The sequence below is a fragment of the Treponema sp. R80B11-R83G3 genome (assembly GCF_054786115.1).
In genome coordinates, this window is the sequence record NZ_BDHF01000040.1 from 21,963 (window position 1) to 45,167 (window position 23,205).

The window sequence follows — 23,205 nt, forward strand, 5'->3', positions numbered from 1 at the left end:
ACTATTTTTTTTCTGCCTCTAAAATTTTTAATCTACACTCCGCGCGGCGCAGTTCTTCTTTTGCTTTGCCAATATTAAATTTTAATTTTACGTTTTTTAGCGCTTCTTCTGCCTGCTGTTTGGATTCGAGGGCGCGCTCTTTGTCAATTTCTTCCGGCCATTCGGCGTTATCTGCCATCAGAACGTTTTTGTGTTCTTTCACTTCCAAAACGCCGCTGCTGACAAACGCGGCGCGCCAATTGCCATTGTCGTCTTTAATGCGGAGTATGCCTGTAACGGAGAGCGCGGTAAAGGGGGAATGGTTTGCGTATATTCCAATTTCGCCGTCTTCAAGAACGAGGGTGATTGCCTCCACTTTGCCGGAATAAAAAAGCCGCCGAGGAGTGTGAACCTCAAAGTTAAAAAGAGCGGGCATTATTTTGGCCTTCCCATAACGTCATCTATGTTGCCTGCCATGTAAAAGGACTGCTCGGGGATTGAATCACATTCGCCGTCAAGTATCATTTTGAAGCCACGGACGGTTTCCTTGACCGGCACATAACGCCCTGGAATACCGGTAAATTTTTCCCCGACAAAAAACGGCTGGCTGAAAAAACGCTGAATCTTTCTGGCTCTGGAGACGGTGAGTTTGTCTTCCTCGGAAAGTTCGTCCATGCCCAAAATGGCGATTATGTCCTGCAATTCTTTGTAACGCTGCAAAATTTGCTGGGTGCGACGGGCGGTGTTGTAGTGCTCATCGCCTACAATTGCCGCATCAAGAATGCGCGAACTTGAAGCGAGCGGATCGACAGAGGGATAAATTCCCAACTCTACGATTTTGCGCGACAGCGTGGTGGTCGCGTCTAAGTGGGCGAAGGTTGTCGCCGGCGCGGGATCGGTAAGATCGTCGGCAGGGACATAAACCGCTTGAATACTGGTGATCGATCCTTTTGAAGTGCTTGCAATTCTCTCTTGAAGACTGCCCATTTCGTTGGCGAGAGTCGGCTGATAACCGACCGCGCTTGGGATGCGTCCAAGAAGGGCGGAAACTTCCGCGCCCGCCTGAATGAAGCGGAAAATGTTATCGACAAAGAGAAGCACGTCCTGCTTGTCCTGATCGCGGAAATGTTCCGCCATGGTAAGACCGGCAAGCGCGACTCTCATTCTCGCTCCGGGAGGCTCGTTCATCTGTCCGAAAACAAGCGCTGTTTTTTCAATAACGCCGCTCTCAGTCATTTCTTTCCAAAGGTCGGCTCCTTCGCGAGAGCGCTCACCAACCCCGGCAAAAACCGAATAGCCTGAGTGTTCTGTCGCTATGTTACGGATTAATTCCATAATAACGACTGTTTTCCCAACTCCCGCGCCGCCGAACAGGCCAATCTTGCCGCCCTTCGCGTAAGGCGCGATTAAATCGATTACTTTTATTCCCGTCTCAAGCAGCGCGGTCGCCGGACGCAGTTCGTTAAAATCAGGGGCGTTACGGTGAATTGAATCATACTGCGCCGCGCTGAACGCGCCCTTATCGTCAATGGGTTCGCCTGTCACGCTAAACATCCGCCCCAACACTTCTTTGCCGACCGGCACGCTGATTGGCCGTCCTGTGTCCTCAACCTCAAGCATACGGGACAATCCTTCGGCGGCGGACATCGCGACACAGCGCACGCGGTTGTCGCCGATATGCTGAAGAACTTCAAGAGTAACAACGCGGTTAAACCCCTCGCCGCCGGTCTTTACTTTAAGCGCGTTCAAAATAAGCGGAGCCTGCCCCTGCTCAAAACGCACATCCACAACAGGACCGATAATCTGCGTAATATAACCCTTATTCATATCTTCCCTCCTTTATGGCATCTGACCGCTTTTAAGCGATTAGATGCAAGTTAAATACCGTTTACCTCTCACCATAATTTATTGTTTAATCATACACATTTTATTTATTTTTTACCATGCTTTTATCGTAATATCTTGTGCAGGGGATAGGGTTTGAATACTTTTGTTCAGTTAATGCTTTCATATCTATACTCCTTTATAAATCCCCGTATCCGGCTATTGTGTCACGCAGAAAATACGCGCTGTCTTTGGGAGTGCGTTTTAACGTCTTAAAATTAACATAAATTATGCCAAAACGTTTAGTGTAACCATAGGACCATTCAAAATTATCCAACAGCGACCAGACATAATACCCTTTCAGGGGAACTCCCCTCTTTATTACATCCGCGCAAACTGCAAGATGATCTTTAAGGTACTTAATCCTTTCCCTGTCATGTATTCTTTCATCAGCGGTTACAGTATCCTCGTAGGCGCAGCCGTTCTCAGTAATATAAATCGGTATCTCCGCCTTGCCAAATGCGCCTTTTGAAATTTCCGCTATCCATAAAAGCTGCCTCTCAAGGCCGGCGGGGGTATACGGCCAATTCATGCCTGTCATATCCTGCCAAAACGGTTTATTTGTAAACTTAAACGGGGACTTTTCATCTGCCGCCGCCGGAGACTCTGAATAAAAATTTACGCCGATAAAATCAATGGGCTGGGCTATTAATTCAAGGTCGCCGTCTTTTACGGGGAGGATGTAATTTATTTCTTTGATACGCTCAGGATAGCCCTTGCCAAGACAGGGGAAAATAAAAACTTCCGTATTAACCGCCCTTGACAATTCGGCGGCTTTTTTATCGGCTTCGCTTGCCGTAGCCGGGCGCGGCGTAACGGGGTTCCAAGTGATCCCTATAGGCGCTTTCAGTCCTGTTTTGCGGTATTCCTTGACGGCGATGCCGTGCGCCATATTTATATGATGAGTAGCGGAGGCGGCTTTTCGCGGATCAGCGTGTCCGGGCGCGTGTACGCCGTGTAAATGCCCAAGGTGGGCGACGCAAAGAGGCTCGTTAATCGTTATCCACATATCAACAAGATCGCCTAACTCTTTAAAACATACTTTTGCGTATTCGGCAAATAAATCGACTATTGCGCGGTTAGTCCAGCCGCCTTCGTCCTCCAATGCTTGAGGCAGATCCCAATGGTAAATAGTGACGCAGGTGTGAATGTTGCGTTTATGCAGTTCTTCGCAGAGGTTACGGTAATAGGCAACCCCCTCAGGGTTTACCATTCCCCTTCCTTCCGGCATGATTCTTGACCATGCAATGGAAAAACGGTAACTTTTAAAGCCTAATTCCGCCATAAGCGAAACATCTTCCTTATAACGATGATACTGGTCGCAGGCGACATTTCCGTTCTCTCCGGCATAAGTAGCGCCCGGTTTGCGGGAAAAAGTATCCCAAATACATTCCCCCCTGCCGCCTTCATACGCCGCGCCTTCAACCTGATAAGCGGCAGTCGCCGTACCCCATATAAAATCTTTCGGGAAAACGAGTTTTTCCATATTTGCCTCCTAGTATAATAAAATACTAAAATTTTCATCTTGACAATAATTGATATTTAAAATAACATAAAATAATAAGGAAAAGTATAATGAAAGAAAAAGTTAATAAGGTTAAAAGTACAACATCCAGCTTGATTGGAAATAATTTTTATACTTATACAAGGCGTTCATGGATGCTTTATCTGATGTTAACGCTCCCAATAGCGTTTTTCATCATTTTCAGGTACATACCTATGTTAAACATTGTAATTGCTTTTAAGGATTACAATATGTTTAAGGGCGTATGGTCTGAAGGTTCACCATGGGTAGGCTTCCAGTGGTTTAGCCAGGCTTTTAATAGAAAGGATTTTTGGCTTGCCATGCGGAATACCTTGACGCTCAATTTCTTGGACTTAATAGTAGGGTTTCCTGCCCCGATTATTCTCGCCCTTCTCTTAAACGAATTAATATTTAAAATTTTTAAAAAAATAACTCAAACTATGATTTATCTTCCTCACTTTTTATCATGGATCATTGTTTCCAGCATTGCGACCAGGCTTTTAGCGCCGACAAACGGCGTAATTAATATATTCATTACGGAAAACTTAGGCGTTAAACCTATCGACTTCCTGATGAACAGCAATAACTGGGTTATGACTTACATAGTCTTCGGAGTATGGAAGGAAATGGGCTGGGGAACAATTATTTACCTTGCGGCAATTACTGGAATTAACCCGGAATTGTACGAGGCCGCAGAAGTTGACGGAGCGGGACGGTTGCGAAAACTTTGGCACATTACACTGCCGGGAATCAAGCCAACCATTGTAGTTCTGTTAATTATGAATGTTGGACGTATTTTAGGAATTGAATTTGACCGTCCCTATACTATGGCAAACCGCGTAGTAAGAGACGTATCCGACGTTCTTTCCACTCTTGTTTACCGTGTAGGTATCTTGTCAAATCAATTTTCATTAACTGCGGCAATCGGATTATTCCAATCTATTATTTGCGTAATTTTCCTTATAACGGCGAACTCTCTTGCAAAGAGATTCGGCGAACGGGGAATATGGTAGGAGGACAGCATGGACGCTAAAAGAAAAGAAGCCAGTACAGGCGATTTAATAGTTTTAATAATTTGTGTGGCTGTAATATTGCTTTGCATTTTACCCATGATTAACCTTCTTGCGCAATCCCTTAGCAGTTCCGACGCGGTTATCAACGGAAGAGTGTCCTTTTTGCCTGTTGTTAACAGGGAAAACATCGAAGCAGAAGAAACATCCGAAATTGAACCGAATAATAGTTACGCCGATTTTGACAGTGGCAATGACGATCCATACGACGCATATAACAACCTTACTTACGATGATAACTCTTATGGATACGATGATGATTACTCTTATGCCTATGATGACGATTACTCTTATGCCTACGATGATGATTACGGCTATTCATACGATGATGATTACTCTTATGCCTTTGACGATGATGATTACGGCTATTCAGATGATAATTCCATGGACGAAGATTACAGTGAATGGGCTGCCAAAAGAGAAGCCGTAAAAGATAAATTCAGAGTTGGAATAACCATGGAATCATACAAATATGTATTTATGGATCCGGCATTTACAAGATCAATGTGGTGGACGGCAATTCTTACAGTTATGTGCACTTTATTTTCTCTTGCAATGACCATACTGTGCGCATATCCGCTTACTTATGATTGGATTAAAGGCAAGACATTCATAAATATGTTAATAATATTTACCATGTATTTCAGCGCAGGAACCATACCCAATTACATATTGATGAAAGATATGGGGCTTCTTGATAACCCGTTAGTCCTGATTATCCCTAACTGTCTTTCGGTCTTTAACATGATAATCCTTCGCAGTTTCTTCTTTGGAATTCCAGAGAGTTTGCGCGAGTCGGCGGAATTGGACGGCGCAAATCCGTTTACCGTATTGGTGCGAATATACCTTCCGCTGTCCGCGTCTGTTTTGGCTACTCTTACGCTTTTCTACGCCGTAGGCCGCTGGAACGGATTTTCCGACGCCCTGTTATACATAAAGTCAGCGCCGCAATGGGTTCCTATTCAGCTAAAGCTTTGGCAGTTAATTCAAAATACGTCGTCTATTGACGTAACTACCGTAGAATTGGTCGCAGGTAATATACCAAAAGCGTCTGACGCGATTAAGGCGGCCGCAATTATGTTTGCGACTGTTCCTATTCTTGTAATCTATCCCTGGCTCCAGAACTACTTTATTGAGGGCGTTACCATAGGAGCGGTAAAGGGGTAAATGAAATATTTTTTGGAGGAGAAAGTATGAAAAAAAATGTAGTGGTTTTAATCGTTGTTCTTTTAATAGAAACGGTTTTTGGTTGCACTAAAAAGGATACCACCGGGCAGACTTCAACTGAAAATCTTCCCGTAACGGGAAAACTTACTGTGGAAATTTTTGACCGCGGTTCGGACGGAGGAAGAACGCCGGCGAATAATAACGCGTGGACAAACTGGATTAAGGAAAAGGTAAAGAAAGACCTTAATATTGACGTAACTTTTATTCCGATAGGCCGCTGGTCGGAAACTACCGATATTGTCAACTTAATGGCTTCCAGCAGCGCTCCTGATATTTGTTTTACCTACAACTTGGACATGATAAGCGATTTCAGGGATAAGGGCGGTATTTTAGATTTAGCGCCTTATATTGATTCTTACCTGCCCGATTTAAAAAAATTACTTGGTGATGACCCGTCATTTCCCGGCAAGGAATTAATTTACCGCGATCAGGACCCTAAGACAGCAAAAATTTATTCGATTCGTAATTATCGCACAACTACTCCTCAAAGGAATATATTTATCCGCAAAGACTGGCTTGATAAGCTTGGATTGCCTATTCCAAAAGATATAGGTCAATTTTATCAGGCGTTAAAAGCGTTCCGTGACCGCGATCCGGGTAATGTCGGCAAAAACAAAGTTGTACCCCTTGGCGTAAATCATGATATCCGCTGGGGGCTTGCAGACTTTATTAATAATTTCATGGATCCCAAATTATCCGACAGGGATCGCTGGGTTTATTTCATTGCGGATCGTTTTCTCTTGATGCCGGGTTACAAAAGGGGCGTACAGGAAATGAATAGATGGTACAACGAAGGTCTCATTTTTAAGGATTTCCCGTTAATGACAACCACTGACGATTTTACCAATCAACAAAAGAGCGGCGTTGTAGGCGCTATGTGCCAAAACTGGGATGCCATTTACAGAACAGATACGAATGTTCTGGTTGAACTGCGCAAGAATGTGCCGGGCGCGGATTTTGTTCCGATTGTCATTACCAACAATAAAGAATTAACTGATAAAGCCGGATTTAGGATTTTCATTCCTTCTTTCTCCCCAAATAAAGACTCAGCCCTTAAATATCTTAACTGGATTTCGATACCTGAAAATTTTAATTTCTTGCAGATTGGCAATGAAGGCGTAAATCATAAAATGGTAAACGGCCTTCCCCAGACTATCGCTACCCCTCCTCAGCACCCATGGTTTATGAATTCACCAAACAATATTGATATGACAATACCCATAAACGGCATTGAATTGGGCAGTGAGGAGAAAAACGCAAGAGTAGTAGGTTTAAGTTACGGCACCATATCACCTGATGTTATTTTAAACGCTTACATTGCCGCTACCACTAACGCTCGCGGACCGGCAATTTGGCAAGCGGTTACAAAAATTAATCAATATTCAGGCGACTTGCGTGAAAAAGCCGATGACCTCCTCGCGCTGGCAATAACGGCAAAGCCTGCGGAATTTAACCGCATCTGGGATAATGGAATTAAAGAGTGGCTTAAAGCCGGAGGGCAGGAAGTTTTAGATGAAAGAAGTTCTCTGTATCCAAAAACTAAATAAAACTAATAAATAAAAGCAAAAAGCCTGACGAAAGTCAGGCTTTTTTATACATATGTAGTTAAAAAACCCGTTCCAACACATAAAATACGCTTTTATCAGTGCCAAAAATGACTCTTTTACCCGCAATAACCGGCGCGGACAGGATTGAACCTTCGGTTTCCATTTGCCAAAGAAGTCTGCCGTCTCTTGCGGAAATACAGATCAACTTAGGCGGAGAATAATTATCTCCCATAAGCCCGAAGTAAACCCGCCCCGACGCGATGGTTGGCGCGGAACTTACAGGCGAATCAAATATTTTCTCCCAGCGTAAATCTCCTGTTTTTGCGTCAAATGCGCGGGCCGTATTGTCGCCGCCTGTAAAAATAACAAAGTCTTTCCATACGGCGGGAGACATAAAATCTAAAATATCTAAATTTCTTAAAAAATATTCCCAAACATCATTATAACCTCTAAGGAATAATTTACCCTCCTGATATTTCCGCCAGACCAATTCCCCCGTATGGCGGTTAAACGCATGGTATCCGAGGTATGTAGTATCCATAGCGACAGACGCCGTTCCCAAGTACAATAGGTCACCCCGAATTGCGGTAAATGAATACCAGATAGCGTCCATCTCATGATAATCCAAAAACCACAGGAACTTCCTTTCTTTTATATTATACGGACCGACCAACTCCACTACAGGGCCTGTGCCCATATACATTATGTCATCAGTCACAAGGAATGAATAATTATACCAGCCCGGATTTTTGATCCTGAATTTTTCCTCGCCCTGCGGGGAAAGAAAATAAACGGCATCCGCGTCTCCTACAAAAATGATATAGTCCCCATATCTTTGCACCTGCGAATTGATTTGGCTTTCCGCCTGAAAAGTCCAAATCACCTGCCCTGTTTCACACGACAGCGCGTAGAGTTTTCCGTCCTTACTGCCAAAATAAATATTATCTTTATCCGAAGACGGTATTGAATTAATTTCCGCGCCGCTTTTAAAAACCCAACGCATATAACCGCTTTCCACATCCAACGCGTAAAAATTACCGTCATCGGAGCCGAAATAAATCGTATCACCCATGACGATGGGCGGGTTTAACGCGCGTATTTTTTCATTGCCAGATTGAAGTTTTATTTTCCAGCGGATACCCAACGGAGGAGTGATGCGGGAATTGCTCACCCCCCTGCCCTCTTCGCCGCGAAATTGCACCCAATCATTTGTGCGCGAACAAGAGTTTAGTGTTAAAAAAGTAAAAACAATTATGAACATTAATACGCTAAGCAACTGCTGTGTGTGGCGGGGAATGCCTTCTCTGCCTCGGAGGAAACTCGGCATATAAGGCATTCCCCGCCACACACAGCAGTTGAATACTGAGTTATTGTACATAATATTTTTTCTTTTCATAAATAGTCTTGTCCTCTGCTGATAGGGAATTATTAGATTTTTCATAAATAGGCTAAGCCTCTCAAACTGATTATTCTAATAATCCAGCGGTGTAGTCCTTTTCTGCGGGTGGCGTTTAGGATTTCTTGGTACTCATTTTTGAGTTTCTCAAAACGGGTTTCCATTTCCGCGGGGTTGTCGAATTGCCGCCAACGGAGTTCGGAGTAGATGTTAGCAAACGGTTTGAAACAGGAGGCGTCTTCTTTACCGCGGAATAACTGCGAATACTCGGCGGCGGTTTTTGACGCGGGTTTAATTGGCTGTCCGTCCGCTGCAAGGCGGGCAAGGAGAAGCAGGTATAAGGAGCGCGTTCTGCTTCGAATGTCGCGGCTTTCGCGGCGGGAATTAATGTAAAGTATTAGCTCGCGTCCGTAACGGAGAGCGTAGGCGCAGATTAGGGCAAAGATTGCCAGATTGATAATCGCCTTGCCTACCGCCCGCCACGGGAATTTTTTTACATTAGAAAAAGTTTGCTGGTCGTCAAAGAGGGGGATAACTACGTCCCAATTGTTAAAATCGCCCATGCCCATAGGAGGCATGGAGAAGGCGGTGGATTCAAAATCCAGCCAGCCGTAATCGGGAATGAAAAATTGCGTCCATGAATGAGAGTGGAGATTTGTAACCATGAATAAATTATCAAAAGGGAATTGTTGCAGAACGGGAAGTTTGTTGCGTAAAACGGCAAGTCCGCGAATATGAGCTTCTGTTTGCAGATTTTCAGCTACAAGATAACCGGTAACGACGCGGGAAGGAATACCCGCTAATCTTCCAAGAAGGGCGAGAGTATTGGAAAACTCCACGCAATCCCCTTCATTGGAATTTGTAATAAAATCTTTTAACACGGCAATGGAATGATCATCGTCAGGATTAAGATTGTACTGGTACTTTGAAAAACTGACAAGTAAAGCGATAATATTTTCCAGTTGTTCATTGCCGCCTTCGCCCTTTACCGATTGATCATTTTCAGTCTGATTTGAAAATATTGAACTTAAATAAGGATCGCCGTTAATAATATTATTCCTGTTAGACTGCCACAATAAAAACGCGTTATGCAAATATTCTTCAAATAGCTTTTTCTCGTCTTCATCAAGCGGAATTTCAAGATATGGGGCAAGCGCGGATTTTTCAAATGCGGTAAAAGGACGCGATTTTTCGTGAACAAGCAGAAGAGGATCGCCAAGGTGCGTATTTGACACCACCTGATGAATGTAACGAAGAGGGCCTGTATCATCGCTTAAAATTACAGGATCGATAGATATGGGGCGGTACGGTAAATATTTTTGATGCAGAGTTGAAAGCGAAAAAACTTCCTGCTTTGCCCTGCCAATGTCATGCTCCTGATCTTTACTGAACCATGTAACAAAAAAACGCTGGTTCGCCAAATCATTTAACGGTTCATTTTGATTAGCAAGAAACCCTTTAACCGGATCAAGCTGCCCTCTGAATACGTTTCCCATGTAAACCGGTTCTCTGTCAGTAGCGACAACCATCACCATATATTGGCGTCTTTGTCCGGAACCATCGTCTCCCCTGCCCGGCCAATCATGTTCTGACATTCCGCGTAATTCGCCTTTGCCTTCGCCTTTTGGCCGGGTTCTTCTGCCCTTGCCTCTTTGCGGAAGACCGCGATCAGAATCGGACTGAGGAATTTTTTGCGGTATTCGTTCCGAGGTTAAATTTGTAATTACGGCATTACGGACAAAATCGGCGGGCAGAACAAACAGCGTAACAATCAATACTGCTAACGCCGACAGAGAAAAAACAAGCCCCTCTTTCCACGCCTTGATTCTGCTTTCAGGATACAGGCACAAATAAATAACCACATTGTGAAAAAGAAAAACTGCCGCCGTCCAGACCAGCATGAATTGCGTAAGAGCGATACTCTGCCCGGCAATATCCTCACCGGAGCGCGAAAGTGACAGAAGACGCAATCCCACCCACGCCAAAAAAAACGGTTCAATCGCGGCAATTTTTGCCAGCCTTGAAAAAATAGGCCCCCGGTTAAACAATAAATAAGTAAGCGTAAAACTTACAACTCCCGCCGCGAGCGGCGCAAGCGCGTTGAAATTTAATCCTCCCGCAGTTACTGAAAGCAACAATAATAGCGAAGTAGAAAGAATCGCCCTTGTACGGCGTTTAATTTTTTTATCGGGAATAAAAGCAAGCACTGCCATTAGCGGAATAATTAAAAACCACTGTACAATGCCGATACGATCGAAAGAAACAGTAACTCCCGGATGAATCAATATCAACGCGATTACGCTAAAGTAGAAAAATAACCTTAAGCAAAATAAAATGATTAAAGATTTTTTCATATCTTTATCTCCGCGTAAAACATTTCAATTTTTTCCGCTTGAATATTTAACGGCTTTAATTTCTGTTTTGTAAACCAGCGTGAAGGAGGATAAAAGCCTTTTGAAACAAAATCATGAATATGTAGCACTTCAAAATTTTCTTTATTGGTTTTTGCTTTTTTATTCCGTGAACCAGATGAATCCTTTGAACTTGTTTGCGTTTTTTCAGCATAATTGGCGGTTGAATCTCCCGGTTGAGTCAAGAAAAGAGTTACAGGCCTTGGGTTACAGGAAAGGAGAAAAGAAGGCAGCATAAGATCGCAGGCGGTGGAAAAAACGTACATGTCTCCCGCGCCGGATTGAAGCGCGGTTTCATTTTGCGGAGGCACAAAGGATAGACAGGCAAGCTCTTCAAAAAAAGCGTCAAGATCATCCTGATCCTCTATTTCCCAATTTTTACCCGCGCTGTGAACATCAAATATAAAAGAAGAATTCTGCTCTAAAAGACTGCGGAGAAAATACGAAAGCCTCGCTTTTGCGCGGTCTAAAAGCCACAGTGCTTGAAGATTACCGTCCTCGTAACCAAAATTGCGAAAATGCACTTCTATACGGCTTACCTTTTCCTGATTATCCGTAGAGATTCGCGTTATAAGCGCGTCAATTTTATCCGAACTTTTCCAGTTAATGTCGCGCAAACGGTCTCCGGGAGTATATTCCCTCTGGTAATAGCGCTCGACATCGGCGGAAGGTTTGTTGCGCTGGTCCTCCGCTCCAGACTGCGCGTTAATGGCTATTTTTTTTCCAAAGCAAGGAGCGCACCTGACATTCACTGTTGAATGTCTTATCTGCCCGCAAGGAAAAGCAAAAAAGCCGAAAATGTCGCGCAACTTACAAAAACCGTCCCCCTGAAAAATTCCCGACATGGGAAAATCAAACGGTATTTGCATCGTCGTCTCTCCGCGCGGGATTGCAGTCTCAAGCGACAAAGTGCAGCCTTTTTTCGCTCCAGTAGCCCCGCCGGGAAAAAATTTACCGCTGATATAAAAGTGCAGGCGGAAAAAAAGAGGGATAGCAGCGTCAAGACCCGTCACAACCGTATGACTTTCAGTCATACGCTGACGCTCATCGTCCGCCACGTTAGCTGTCATCGGGACAGGCGGCTTCCAGCCCGGTTCCATCAATTTTAATTTGCGCGATTTCCACGCGCCGAAAATGCCAAGAATTAGCAGAAAGAGCAGCGCAAAAGACGCAAGGACTATTTCATAAGAATTGCGGTTAAGAAGCGAGCGGATCAATCCGGCAAGGGCGATAATAAGAACAGCGCCGCTGACAGGCGTAAATGGCCGGATAAGTGAAACCACGGCTAACCCCGTTTCGGCTCGACAGGGACTGTGTTTAGGATATTTTCCAACGGCGCTTCCGGCGGTATGGAAGGATCGCGGGTAATTATTCGGTGCGCCATTGAATGTATAAATATTTCCTTAATTATATCGACTGGAACATAGTCCATACCGCGGCAAAGAGCGAGAGAACGCGCCAGCCGCGAGATGCGCACGCCCGCCCTCGGACTTGCGGGGCTTTCAATGTCGGGATGAACCCTTGTTTGACGGACGCAATTTACAAGATAGGAAGTAACATCGGGGTGCATCTGCACGGTGTCCACCATTTTTTTCCAGCGTATTAAATCTGCGCTGTCTATGACGCTTGTAAAACTGTCCCACGCGTCAATTTTGCCGTGCCTGTTAATAATTTCAGTTTCATCTTCTTCGCTTGGGTAGCCCAGGGATAGGCGAATCATAAAACGGTCAAGCTGGGGCGCGGGCAGGGGGAATAAATGAACACCTTTTAAATTCATCGTAGCGATGATAAAAAACGGGTCGGTCAATCGGTACAATTTCCCCTCGATAGTTACGCTCTGTTCTTCCATCACCTGAAAAAAACTTCCCTGCGTTTTCGGCGTAAGCAGGTTAATCTCGTCACATAACACAAAGTGCGCGAACACAGGCCCTTTGTTAAAAATCATTTCTCCCGAGTGCCCGATGAAACGGTTAAACCCAAGTATGTCCTGAGGAAGAAGATCAACGGTACACTGGATACGGCTAAACCCTTCCATTTTAACATCGTCATTATTCGCGCTGTTTTTTTTCGCGCTGCTTTTCGCCGCTAAATCCTCCGGTCGCCATTTGATAGACTGCGCCAATGCCCGCGCGAGGGAAGTTTTCCCCACCCCGTGCGAATCCGCCAGAATTACATGGCCGCCCGCTATTTGAGCGGCAATAATATACTCCAATTTTTTGGCATCTACAGATATTAACTGCTTGATGTGGTTTATCAATAATTCGATTGATTCTTGTATTTTTGATTCCATGATTAATGGTAGCGTATATTGAGGGAAGTGAAAAGGTATTGACAAATTAGCCAAAAAGTATTATATTATGAGTGTTCCTGAAAAGGAACCTGCCACTGGATAAGGCGGCAGCGGATTAGTCCGAAAAGCCTTGTTCGCCAGCCACATGAGGAGGCGGCATAGTAGCCCCCTCTGCCGAACCCGGCTCCGTTTATACGAGGCCGGGTGATTTTTTATTAATCATTGCCCTTAATTCACTATATTTCCATTGGTACAGTTCCGCGCTGATCTCAAAGAAGCAAATAAAATTCCCCTCGTCATATCGCATCTTGAGTTCTCCAGCTATTTTCGCTTTAACGCTTTCTACCGATAAATCAGAAAATAAACGGATAAAAACAGAATGACTCTGTATATTAGCATGGTTTTTTATTAATGATGCTCCCTGTTTGTACCCTTTCTTAAAGTCTTTACTTAATGTTGCCCTAGTTCCTGTAACAGTTTTCAATTCTACAATTTCGCCGTCAATCACAGTATCTGCACATCTCAATCCCGCTTCCCCTTCGGTAAATTTTTCAGGCAAAAAGACCGCGACACTCCCCTTATCGGTCAAAATTCGCACTTGAGACATCTCCCTTTCCCACTTCATAGGCTCTTTGTATTCTTCAATTAAGCGGCTTTTCGCAACCCAAATATTATTTTCTTTAGGTATCCATTCTTCACTGGGGAAAAGAGCAGAGGCAATGGTAAAAGACTTTTCTGCGTTCAGACGGCGTTGCTCAGAAGTCATTAATTTATCATATCTGAAAAAATGATAATGGGCAATGATAAAATATTTTAAGTAACAAATATTTAGTCAATATACTGTTTACGAAGTTCATCAATAGAACGGACAACTGCATCGGAAGCGGCAGAGACAGTTTTTTCGGTGTAGAATTTGATGAACTCTGACAGCTCATCTTCTGGGACATGCGGAGGTTATGTATAAAAATGTAGACATAGGCCTTTTGGCATATATGAATTTAGGGCTTTTTTTGCAAAATAGGCCTTTTGGCATATATACAAATAAGTTTTCTGCATTAGAATTTTGATTATGTTACCGCATTGCGGAAGGACATAAAATACGCCGTCGGCGTTGTAAATAGGCTTTTTATCAAGGAGTTTTTTATGAAAAAAATAGCTGGAAAAATTGCGATGATTTTGGTTTTGGTAATGCTCGCAAATAGTTTTAGCAGTTGTGCTGAGTTTTGGAGGGGTACGAGTCTTGAGGATTTCGGCAGAATTGTGGATAATACTTTATTAATCCTTTGTGGTATAGCGGTAATAGTCATCTTTCTATGGGGGGGATTTGCTGAAGCCGAACCTCCCAATGAAACGGGAATCTACTTAGCTAGTGCGGAACATAATAATTTAACTGATTATAATTCGGTAATGGAAATAATAAACTCTCTGCCTGAAACGGAAAGGAATTCTTTAACTGAAAAAATAAATTCTCTGCCTAAAGAAAAACGCGCTTTTTTGGTTAAGACTATTAAAGCTCTACCTCAAACTGAAGTCGCCTCTTCAATAAAAAAATTAAACGCCTTGTCTAAAAAAGAACTTATTTCTGCGGTGAGGTCTTTTAATAATTTATCCGAAGTTGAATTTGATTCATTGGCAAATAAATTAAATGATAGAGCAAAATCTTCACAAAAAACAGAATATGCTGATGTTGTGGCTTTTTCTAATCAGAAAGCGTCTATGGCGCTTTGCTTTCAGTATTAAATAGAAATATACCGGCAAAAGCGCAAATCTGCCCATAACAGGCCGGTAAAAATACGCAAAACCTTGTTCGGGCTTCGCCCCCTGCAAGGTTTTGCGTAGCCACATTTTACGCCTAACTACTATATACTACCCACTAATAACTTCTCATTCTACCAAACCCTCGGTTCCCCCTCCGGCTTAAAAACCCTGACATCTTCGCCGCTTGGTTCAATTACAAAAAGCCCTTTTTTTAAAGCATAGTTTCTGTTGGAATCGTCTGTAATAGTAGAAGCCATCGCTCCCATGAATTGGCGTTTGTCGCCGTGTTCATCGGCGAATTTTTTTATTTTTTCCATGCGTACAAGGTGGTTGTCTATATCCGCATTACGAAGGGTGGCTTTTACTTCTACCGCTATTGCAAGTTCGCCGTTTTCAAGCATACCATCAATTTGCGCCCATACGCCTTCAGAAAATTTATACATGGATATGCGATTAAAGGAATAGCCGAGCTTTTTAAATTTTTGAGGAAGAGCGGGGGTTAAAATATGTTCGACAATAGAGCCTAATGTTCTGTTAAGACCTCCGATGTTTATTTGGGTTTCCTTTATGGCTTTTTCCGTTTCTTTGTGGGCTTGTTGGGTTTCTTGTATGGCTTTTTCTGTTTCTTTATGGGCTTGTTGGGTTTCTTGTATGGCTTTTTCTGTTTCTTTATGGGCTTGTTGGGTTTCCCGTATTGCCGCCCATGCTTCTTTTTGGACTTTTTCAATTTCTTTAAAACCTTCCTGTATATCGTCCCATGTTACCTTTTTAGACGATTTTTTGACTGGCCTTTTGACAATTTTCGAGTTTTTAGTCTTAGGACTTTTTGTCCGCATAGTCTTTTTTACTGTTGTTTTAACCGGCATTTTTTCCTCCTACTATTAATACGTTACACGCAATTACGCATAACACACAAAATACTTTTGTTACATCGCCATTAATAATGCTTCGTCTCCATGAACGCCGATCAGTTCACGATTGACAGGATCAACCATTAAGTCCATGAATTCTAGCGGTATTACGCCAAGAAGCGTTTTGCCTTCAGGCATTACTACCGCATTAACCGAAGCAAATCGATCTTTACAGTAAATATACACGGGATCGGTAACTTTACATAATACCTTTCCGCCTCCCGCTACATTGATGTTGCGCGTTTTTATTTCGGACAAGCCTAATTGTTTGAATATTTCCTCATTAATTACCAGTGTCGTAGCTCCGGTATCGACTATGGCTTTTAATGTTACGGAACGGACATTGTTTTCGGCAATATGCCCCGCGTGAGCAAGAGCAATGTCACCCGCGTTTTTAACGGTTATTTCCGCAAATACTTCTCCCATGTTTTTCTCCTCATATTAATATTATACCTTAATCGGCATATAATTGACTATCTCCCAATAACTTTATCGTAAGTATTAATGGCAGATGATCGCTCATACCCAACCCGGTCTTTGCGTTATATGAAACCGGAACCCCGCTGGAATTGGTAAACGGTTCAAAATTACCGATTATTACCTTTTCATATTCCCAACCCGTATTGTTAAAAAAATGCCCCGAAATCAAAAAATGATCGATGGTTTCCCAGTTGTGTTTATAGAAATAAGAGCCGTTCTCCAAATCGCTCAACCATGGGTCGAATAATGTAATTGACCCCTGCGGGAAATGAACCGGTTCAGGGGGTTTGTTCCCGGTGATAACTAAAAAGTCTTTTTGCCCCTTAACATTCACATTGGACAATTTAACGCAATACGAGTCATCGGGGATAAGGGCGCAGATTGAGCTTGCCGACTGCCTGTAAAACTCATCATAATTTTCATTTAAATCCCCGGCGATAATAAAGCCTGTTTCCGGCTCAGTCTCGCTAATTTCCCGAATACGGCGCAAAATTACCCTGACCGAAGATCTGCGGACATTTTCCGTAGCGTCATCACCGCCGAGTTTGGACTTCCAGTGGCAGACAAATAAGATAAAATCGCCTTGTTCCGTTTGAACCCTAACCTCAAGAACGGGGCGGGGCGTAGTTTCACCGTCAATGGTAATGGAATGGGTTTTTGTCTCAGTCAGCGGCAGACGGCTTATTATTCCCAACCCTATCGCCGATCCGTGATTATTGGCAAAATGACACCATGAATACGCATTTGGCAGTGAATGAGCAAGGTCTTCAAGGATTACAAGTGACTCGATTTCCTGAAACATCAGGATATCCGGCTGGGGATTTAATCTGCCAATCGCGTCAGAGATGGTATTAATCCTGCCCTTGTACTTTTCTGACGACCAGCCCGCCGATTGCAGGAATTCATCGTATTCAAAGCCATTATCCGCGCCATCAAATAAATTATTGATATTCCACGTCATAATGGTAATGATACCCGTATCTTTTGTTACCGCCGTCCCCGGCTCGGAAACCGAGCAGGCGGACAAAGCCAAAACAAAAGCCAACAAAAAGTGATGTTTTTTCATAACAACCTCCAAGAAAGATTTACCCTATATGGGTGCGAAGTACTCATTTTGCTTGACCGAAATTGAAAAAATTTTAAAAAAAGCCTGAAGTTTTGCGCCTCTTAGTACTGCGCCAATCTTGTACCCTAGCGGGAGGGCGCAAAACTTCTAAAGTAAAAACCGCAGGTTTTTACTCATTTTGCTTGACCGAAAAAGCAAAAAAAATCGATTTTTTTTGCTAAAAAGTCCGAACATCAGGCCGGAACGTCAAATTATACTTGACACAATTTTGTTTTTTTTATACGCTTAAATTCCCGTTACAAATAAGATTTTAAAGGTGATAGAAGGTTATTGATTATGAAGACAGTATTTGCAAAACCCGCGTCGGTAGAACGAAAATGGTATATTATCGACGCAAATGGGAAAGTTCTGGGCAGGGTGGCGGCTAAGGTCGCGTCCATTGTCCGGGGAAAAAACAAGCCGAATTTCGTACCCCATCAGGAAATTGGGGATTTTGTCGTAGTTATTAACGCGGATAAAATCGTTGTAACCGGAAGAAAAGCCGATCAAAAGATGTATTACCGCCACTCTGGTTTCCCGGGCGGACTTAAAGCCAACACCTTTGAGAAGGTAATAGAACGGCATCCGACAAAGCCGCTTGAACTGGCTATTAAAGGAATGTTGCCAAAAGGTCCGTTAGGCAGAAAAATGGCGAAAAATGCGAAGATTTACGCCGGAACGGATCATCCGCACAGCAGCCAAAAACCTGAGCCGATTGAGGCGTAAAAAGGAAAAAATATGATTAAGAATCTTGGAATAGGTACCGGAAGAAGAAAAACATCCGTAGCGCGTGTTTATGTTCGGGATGGAAGCGGAAAAGTCACCATTAACGGCAAGGATTTATCCCAATATTTCTCCCTGGGAGAACATGTTCAGATGGTTCGCCAGCCCCTTATGGTAACCGCCAGTGAAAACAAGTACGACGTTTTAATCAACGTTTACGGTGGCGGCAACAATGGGCAGGCGGGCGCATGCAGACATGGTCTTGCGCGGGCTTTATGCCAGGTGGATCACACCAATTACGCAAGCCTCCGCAGCAACGGCTACCTTACCCGTGACCCGCGAATGGTTGAGCGCAAGAAATACGGTCGCCCGGGCGCCCGCAGACGCTTCCAGTTCTCCAAACGCTAATTTTGGAAGAAAGCGAAAACAACGAAGTTACTCCCTATCTGCGCGCGGAAAAAGCCGCTCTGCGTTTAATCGCAAGGGCGGAACAATGCACAGGCGGGCTTACCCGCAAACTGGAAAAACGCGGTTTCGACTCAGCCTGCATCGGCGAAGTAATTTCAAAACTTACAGAATTAAAACTTCTAGACGACAACCGTTTTTCCCGCCTGTGGCTTGAATCCCGCCTTCGCCTGCCCCGCAGTCCCCGCCGCCTTCTGTCTTCCCTGTGCGCGCGTGGCATAGACCACGATGACGCTCAAGCCGCTATAAAAAACGTGTTGGACGAAGATACGGAATTTGCCCTGCTCGCGCGGTTTGCGAAAAAATACTCACGAAAAGCAAAAGGAGAGCCGCGCTTACTGAAGCATTTGCTAAAGAACGAAGGGTTTTCGAGGGCGGCGATTAATCGGTTTTTAGGAGAGGAATAGTATCGCAAGACTTCACACTAATAAATTATTTTTCGCAATATTCCCTGATAAGTTCCGTAAAAGCCTCTCCGTACTTTTCCAGTTTTCTTTGCCCCACGCCGTTAACACCGGAAAATTGAACAAGGGAGATAGGTTTTTTGCGGCACATATCTCTAAGATTCGCATCGTGAAAAACTACATAAGCGGGAACCGATTCCTTTGCGGCGATTTCCTTCCGTAATTTTTTCAATTTATCAAACAGGACATCGTCAATATCAGCAGACAGGTTTTGCTTTTGTAAAAGTTTCGCATCACCTTGCTTTGACGTTTTTTCATCAGACACGCTTTGCGCTTCTAAAAGTTTCGCTCCGCTTTGCATTGGCATTTTCTCATCAGAAACGTTTTGCGCATCAATGATTTTTGCGCCTTTGTGTTGATGCGATTTCTTATCAGAAACTTTTTCACGCTCTTGCGGCAGTTTCATTAATACGCGCCCTTCTTCATTGAAAATTTTTTCTACGCTACCAAGCGTAACAATAGGATACTCTCCTTCTTCCACCAGCAAAAAACCTTTATCTATCAGGTGATCAATGATGAGGCGAATCCTGTGCGCGCTTACGCCAGACATGATCGCGTAAGTGCTGAGAGTTTCAAAACCGAAGCGTAGGAGCTTTTCGTTCTTACTGCCGCGCAGAATGTCAATTATCATGGTCTTCCCGAAACTTCTGCCTCGCTGTTTAAGACGGTATACGCAGGAAACAATTTTTTGCGCTTCCACGGTAACGTCGGTTTCTGAAAACTCCGTCAGGCAGGTTGAACAGTTGCCGCAGTTTACAGGAGCTTTTTCTCCGAAGTAGGCAAGCAGGCGTCTGCGAAGGCAATCGTGTCCCGCTGCGTAAAAAGTCATCTGTTTTAACAGTTCCAAATTGTGCGCCTGCAATTCTTCGTCTGCGGGTTCTCCGTTTTCGTCATGGGTTATAAGGTACTTGTTTATTTGCACATCTTGACCGTTGTACAAAAGTATGCAATCCGCAGGAGAGCCGTCCCTTCCGGCGCGTCCGGCTTCCTGATAATAGCTTTCAATGTTTTTAGGCATGTTGTAATGAATGACATAAGACACGTTTGATTTGTCAATCCCCATGCCAAAAGCGTTAGTTGCAACCATCACCGTTTTTCTATCGTAAATAAAATCATCCTGATTTGTCCTGCGCTCATTATCAATAAGGCCGGCGTGATAACGAGTAGCGTTAAAACCTCGGCTAAGAAGAAAATCGCAGGTTTCTTCCACGGTTTTTCTGGTAGCGCAATAAATAATGCCGCTTGATTCTTTTCGCTTATCAAGACATTCCAGAAGCGCGGTTTTTTTGTCTTTTGGTTTTTGCACTTCAAAATAAAGATTAGGCCTGTCAAAACCGGTGTTTACAGAGAGGGGGTTTCGCAGAGCCAGCAATTTGCGGATGTCTTCCCTCACGTTGACAGTCGCTGTCGCGGTAAAGGCCGCGACTACAGGGCGCGGTTTTATGCTTTTGATAAAATCCGCTATTTGCAGATAACTCGTTCTGAAATCATGCCCCCACTGTGATACGCAATGCGCCTCGTCAACTACGACAAGCGGTATACTGTTAGCTGCAAATTCAGACGTGTCAGTCCTTTGCAGGCGCTCAGGAGCGATGTAGAGCAGTTTGATTTCACCGCTTGTTATATCGTCCATCGTCTCCATGTATTCCCTGCCGCTTAAAGAACTGTTTAAAAAAGCCGCGCCGCATCCCGCTTCGTGTAACGCGCTTACTTGATCTTTCATCAAGGAAATAAGCGGAGAAATTACGATGGTCATTCCGTTGAGCATAAGGGCGGGTATCTGGTAGCAGAGAGATTTTCCCGCTCCGGTTGGCATTACCGCAAGCGCGTCAGTCCCCGTAAGAATGGCGTCTATAACTTCTTCCTGCCCGGGGCGAAAAGAAGAATAGCCGAATTTTTCCCTGAGTATTGTCAGTTTGTCCACAATTTCTCCGATGCTAAAATTTCGGTATCATACATTAAACTTAAAGAAGATCACATCGCCGTCTTGAACAACATAGTCCCTGCCTTCAAGACGGTATCTTCCCGCTTCTTTAATTTTCGCTTCCGTTCCGTAAGTAAAAATATCTTCGCAAGTGTATACTTCGGCTTTTATAAAGCCCTTTTCAAAATCCGTGTGAATAACGCCCGCCGCTTTTGGAGCAGTGTCTCCGGCACGGATTGTCCACGCTCTGCACTCGTCTTTTCCTGAAGTGAAAAAAGTTCTTAACCCAAGTAATTTGTACGCGCTGTGAATTAAGGCGGAAAGTCCCGTTTCTTCCAAACCTAAGTCTTCAAGAAACGCTTTTTTTTCTTCGGGGTTTTCTATTCCGCAAAGGTCAGATTCAAATTTTCCGCAGATGCAGACGGCTTCGGTTCCCTCACTTTGAGCGCGTTTTTTCACGGCCTCGGTGTAGGCGTTACCTGATTTAACTCCGGCTTCATCGACATTGCACACATAAAGCTGAGGTTTGGCGGTGATAAAATGGCAGTCGTAAATCGCGGCTTTTTCCTCATCGTTTAAACCAAGCGAGCGGATTGGCTGAGCGTTTTCAAGGGCGGGTCCGATTTTATCGAGTATGGCAATAACAAACTCGGAGTTTTTCTTTTCGGCTTGATTTTTTAAAGTTTTTTCCGCCCGCTCGCGCCGTTTGGCAAGCGTCTGCAAATCGGCAAGCGCCAACTCAATGTCAATTGTTTCGATGTCAGACGCGGGATCGAGCTTGTCGCTTACATGGATAACATCGGCGTTTTCAAAACAGCGGACGACATGGGCATAGACGGACGCGTCGCGTATATGTGAAAGAAACTGATTGCCAAGCCCCTCTCCCCTTGACGCGCCTTTTACAAGTCCCGCAATATCGACAAATTCCACAGTCGCCGGTATTGTCCTATCAGGCGTAAAAATAGCGGATAATTTATCAAGGCGAATATCAGGGACATTGATGGTTCCGACATTAGCCTTGACGGTGCTGAACGGATAATTTGCCGCCTCAGCTGGAGTGGAACATAACGCCGAAAAAATAGTGGACTTCCCCACATTGGGCAGTCCTAGAATACCGCAGTTTAACGCCATGCATAATTGTAGCATAAGGGTAGAATATGTACAATATATATAACGTTGATTATAATAAAGCTGGCTGCAGTTCCGCCATTTTGGTTTTATGATTTATTTTTGTATTAAAATTATTATCATCGATAATTTCTCCATTTAAAAGGACATAAAAATGTTTGTTTTGTTTTTTCATTTCATTGATATTACCCAGCGTTCCCTTGCTTTTGCCGTCCCAAATCATTAAACCATAATCGGCATCATTTGCCATCGCTTTGTCTTTGATTGTATAGAGTTCTCTGCCTTTTTTATTTTCAGTTCCAGAAATTATTTTATTAGTTTCCCAGTTGCCTACATTATTACGGATATTTTCTCCCGTGAAATAAACAATGACATTATTATATTTTTTCTTTAATAAATATTCTTGTACCAGCAAATCTACGCCTTTGGCATCACCTATTAATATCCTGTAATTTTTATCAATAATAGCATTGATTTTTTCCAGAGCGAGCGAAGGTAATTTATTAATACTTATTGAGCCGGAAATAAAAATATTCATTTAATCCGGAACCCTCGTTTTAGTCAAGGTAAATACAAATATATTGTTATATCCATTCTCAATCATAATATTTGTCATCGCCATTAGCGTAGAACCGCTGTCAAATACATCGTCAAAAAGATGATAAAATATTGATAATATTAGCAATCTCAGGAAAATTTTGACCAAATTTTAAATTGTACAAACATTGTCCTATAGGGCTTCTTTCAGAATGAAAACGAGGATGCCCATATTGGTCATCGCCAATATGTTTACTCTTCAAAGTATGGATGTCAAAAGCATACCCTGTTTTCCAAGGACCTAAAATATTGATCATATACTGTTTTTCCCAATTATAAAAACATACCATAAAAAAGGTATAAAATCCAGCCAAAAATCAG

The 23,205-nt window shown here is 43.5% G+C and carries 22 protein-coding genes; 7 read left to right on the forward strand and 15 right to left on the reverse strand.

What is annotated here, in order from left to right; genetic code table 11:
• Position 1 precedes the first annotated feature (1 nt).
• The 3 genes from atpC to ACYVRH_RS07225 all read right to left on the reverse strand — a co-directional run bounded on the left by atpC (position 2) and on the right by ACYVRH_RS07225 (position 3,349).
• On the reverse strand, positions 2-415 hold the full coding sequence (gene atpC / locus ACYVRH_RS07215) for an ATP synthase F1 subunit epsilon (protein WP_461256257.1): 414 nt from the start codon (positions 413-415) through the stop codon (positions 2-4).
• On the reverse strand, positions 415-1,806 hold the full coding sequence (atpD, locus tag ACYVRH_RS07220; RefSeq protein WP_461256258.1) for a F0F1 ATP synthase subunit beta: 1,392 nt from the start codon (positions 1,804-1,806) through the stop codon (positions 415-417). Before atpD ends, atpC begins: the two co-directional genes overlap by 1 nt.
• A 196-nt stretch (positions 1,807-2,002) precedes the next feature.
• On the reverse strand, positions 2,003-3,349 hold the full coding sequence (locus tag ACYVRH_RS07225) for a GH1 family beta-glucosidase (protein ID WP_461256259.1): 1,347 nt from the start codon (positions 3,347-3,349) through the stop codon (positions 2,003-2,005).
• 89 nt (positions 3,350-3,438) lie between these two features.
• On the opposite strand from ACYVRH_RS07225, the gene ACYVRH_RS07230 reads away from it, so the two are divergent.
• Genes ACYVRH_RS07230 through ACYVRH_RS07240 form a run of 3 tightly spaced genes read left to right on the forward strand, consistent with a single transcriptional unit; the run spans position 3,439 to position 7,232 of the window.
• Complete coding sequence (locus ACYVRH_RS07230; protein WP_461256260.1) at positions 3,439-4,401, forward strand: ABC transporter permease; 963 nt, start codon at positions 3,439-3,441, stop codon at positions 4,399-4,401.
• A 9-nt stretch (positions 4,402-4,410) separates the two neighbouring features.
• The gene (locus tag ACYVRH_RS07235; protein WP_461256261.1) at positions 4,411-5,625 is read left to right on the forward strand and encodes a carbohydrate ABC transporter permease; all 1,215 of its coding nucleotides are present in this window, start codon (positions 4,411-4,413) and stop codon (positions 5,623-5,625) included.
• A gap of 26 nt (positions 5,626-5,651) precedes the next feature.
• Positions 5,652-7,232 (forward strand): extracellular solute-binding protein, encoded by a 1,581-nt coding sequence (locus ACYVRH_RS07240; protein WP_461256262.1) that lies wholly within the window; start codon positions 5,652-5,654, stop codon positions 7,230-7,232.
• A gap of 58 nt (positions 7,233-7,290) precedes the next feature.
• Here the strand turns inward: ACYVRH_RS07240 and ACYVRH_RS07245 are convergent, their stop codons facing one another.
• The 5 genes from ACYVRH_RS07245 to ACYVRH_RS07265 form a co-directional block, all read right to left on the reverse strand.
• Entirely contained in the window at positions 7,291-8,628 is a 1,338-nt protein-coding gene (locus ACYVRH_RS07245) for an outer membrane protein assembly factor BamB family protein (protein WP_461256263.1), read from the reverse strand.
• Between the two features lie 41 nt (positions 8,629-8,669).
• Entirely contained in the window at positions 8,670-10,982 is a 2,313-nt protein-coding gene (locus ACYVRH_RS07250) for a transglutaminase-like domain-containing protein (protein WP_461256264.1), read from the reverse strand.
• Positions 10,979-12,322: a DUF58 domain-containing protein gene (locus ACYVRH_RS07255; protein WP_461256265.1), complete on the reverse strand. Its 1,344-nt coding sequence runs from the start codon at positions 12,320-12,322 to the stop codon at positions 10,979-10,981. Before ACYVRH_RS07255 ends, ACYVRH_RS07250 begins: the two co-directional genes overlap by 4 nt.
• Positions 12,323-12,324: 2 nt before the next feature.
• Positions 12,325-13,329, reverse strand: a complete 1,005-nt coding sequence (locus ACYVRH_RS07260) for an AAA family ATPase (protein WP_461256266.1) — start codon at positions 13,327-13,329, stop codon at positions 12,325-12,327.
• A 190-nt stretch (positions 13,330-13,519) separates the two neighbouring features.
• Positions 13,520-14,095 (reverse strand): hypothetical protein, encoded by a 576-nt coding sequence (locus ACYVRH_RS07265; protein ID WP_461256267.1) that lies wholly within the window; start codon positions 14,093-14,095, stop codon positions 13,520-13,522.
• A gap of 377 nt (positions 14,096-14,472) precedes the next feature.
• Between ACYVRH_RS07265 and ACYVRH_RS07270 the strand changes: the two genes are divergently transcribed.
• On the forward strand, positions 14,473-15,069 hold the full coding sequence (locus ACYVRH_RS07270; protein ID WP_461256268.1) for a hypothetical protein: 597 nt from the start codon (positions 14,473-14,475) through the stop codon (positions 15,067-15,069).
• Between the two features lie 149 nt (positions 15,070-15,218).
• Here ACYVRH_RS07270 and ACYVRH_RS07275 read toward each other — a convergent pair whose 3' ends face one another.
• Genes ACYVRH_RS07275 through ACYVRH_RS07285 form a run of 3 tightly spaced genes read right to left on the reverse strand, consistent with a single transcriptional unit; the run spans position 15,219 to position 17,544 of the window.
• Positions 15,219-15,953 carry a hypothetical protein gene (locus tag ACYVRH_RS07275; RefSeq protein ID WP_461256269.1) on the reverse strand — a complete coding sequence of 245 codons (735 nt, stop codon included), beginning with the start codon at positions 15,951-15,953 and terminating at the stop codon, positions 15,219-15,221.
• A 60-nt stretch (positions 15,954-16,013) separates the two neighbouring features.
• Entirely contained in the window at positions 16,014-16,424 is a 411-nt protein-coding gene (locus ACYVRH_RS07280) for an aspartyl protease family protein (RefSeq protein WP_461256270.1), read from the reverse strand.
• A 28-nt stretch (positions 16,425-16,452) separates the two neighbouring features.
• On the reverse strand, positions 16,453-17,544 hold the full coding sequence (locus tag ACYVRH_RS07285; protein WP_461256271.1) for an endonuclease/exonuclease/phosphatase family protein: 1,092 nt from the start codon (positions 17,542-17,544) through the stop codon (positions 16,453-16,455).
• A gap of 336 nt (positions 17,545-17,880) precedes the next feature.
• Between ACYVRH_RS07285 and rplM the strand changes: the two genes are divergently transcribed.
• Genes rplM through ACYVRH_RS07300 form a run of 3 tightly spaced genes read left to right on the forward strand, consistent with a single transcriptional unit; the run spans position 17,881 to position 19,178 of the window.
• Positions 17,881-18,309 carry a 50S ribosomal protein L13 gene (gene rplM / locus ACYVRH_RS07290; RefSeq protein WP_461256272.1) on the forward strand — a complete coding sequence of 143 codons (429 nt, stop codon included), beginning with the start codon at positions 17,881-17,883 and terminating at the stop codon, positions 18,307-18,309.
• A 12-nt stretch (positions 18,310-18,321) separates the two neighbouring features.
• Positions 18,322-18,714 carry a 30S ribosomal protein S9 gene (gene rpsI / locus ACYVRH_RS07295; protein ID WP_461256273.1) on the forward strand — a complete coding sequence of 131 codons (393 nt, stop codon included), beginning with the start codon at positions 18,322-18,324 and terminating at the stop codon, positions 18,712-18,714.
• Positions 18,715-18,716: 2 nt separating this feature from the next.
• Positions 18,717-19,178 carry a regulatory protein RecX gene (locus ACYVRH_RS07300; protein ID WP_461256274.1) on the forward strand — a complete coding sequence of 154 codons (462 nt, stop codon included), beginning with the start codon at positions 18,717-18,719 and terminating at the stop codon, positions 19,176-19,178.
• Positions 19,179-19,203: 25 nt separating this feature from the next.
• Here ACYVRH_RS07300 and recQ read toward each other — a convergent pair whose 3' ends face one another.
• From recQ to ACYVRH_RS07320, 4 genes are all read right to left on the reverse strand, one after another.
• Positions 19,204-21,159 (reverse strand): DNA helicase RecQ, encoded by a 1,956-nt coding sequence (gene recQ / locus ACYVRH_RS07305; protein ID WP_461256275.1) that lies wholly within the window; start codon positions 21,157-21,159, stop codon positions 19,204-19,206.
• A 27-nt stretch (positions 21,160-21,186) separates the two neighbouring features.
• Positions 21,187-22,290, reverse strand: a complete 1,104-nt coding sequence (gene ychF, locus ACYVRH_RS07310; RefSeq protein WP_461256325.1) for a redox-regulated ATPase YchF — start codon at positions 22,288-22,290, stop codon at positions 21,187-21,189.
• Between the two features lie 49 nt (positions 22,291-22,339).
• Positions 22,340-22,825, reverse strand: coding sequence for a hypothetical protein (locus ACYVRH_RS07315; RefSeq protein WP_461256276.1), 486 nt, complete (start codon positions 22,823-22,825; stop codon positions 22,340-22,342).
• Between the two features lie 112 nt (positions 22,826-22,937).
• Positions 22,938-23,198: a hypothetical protein gene (locus tag ACYVRH_RS07320; RefSeq protein ID WP_461256277.1), complete on the reverse strand. Its 261-nt coding sequence runs from the start codon at positions 23,196-23,198 to the stop codon at positions 22,938-22,940.
• Between the last annotated feature and the right edge of the window lie 7 nt (positions 23,199-23,205).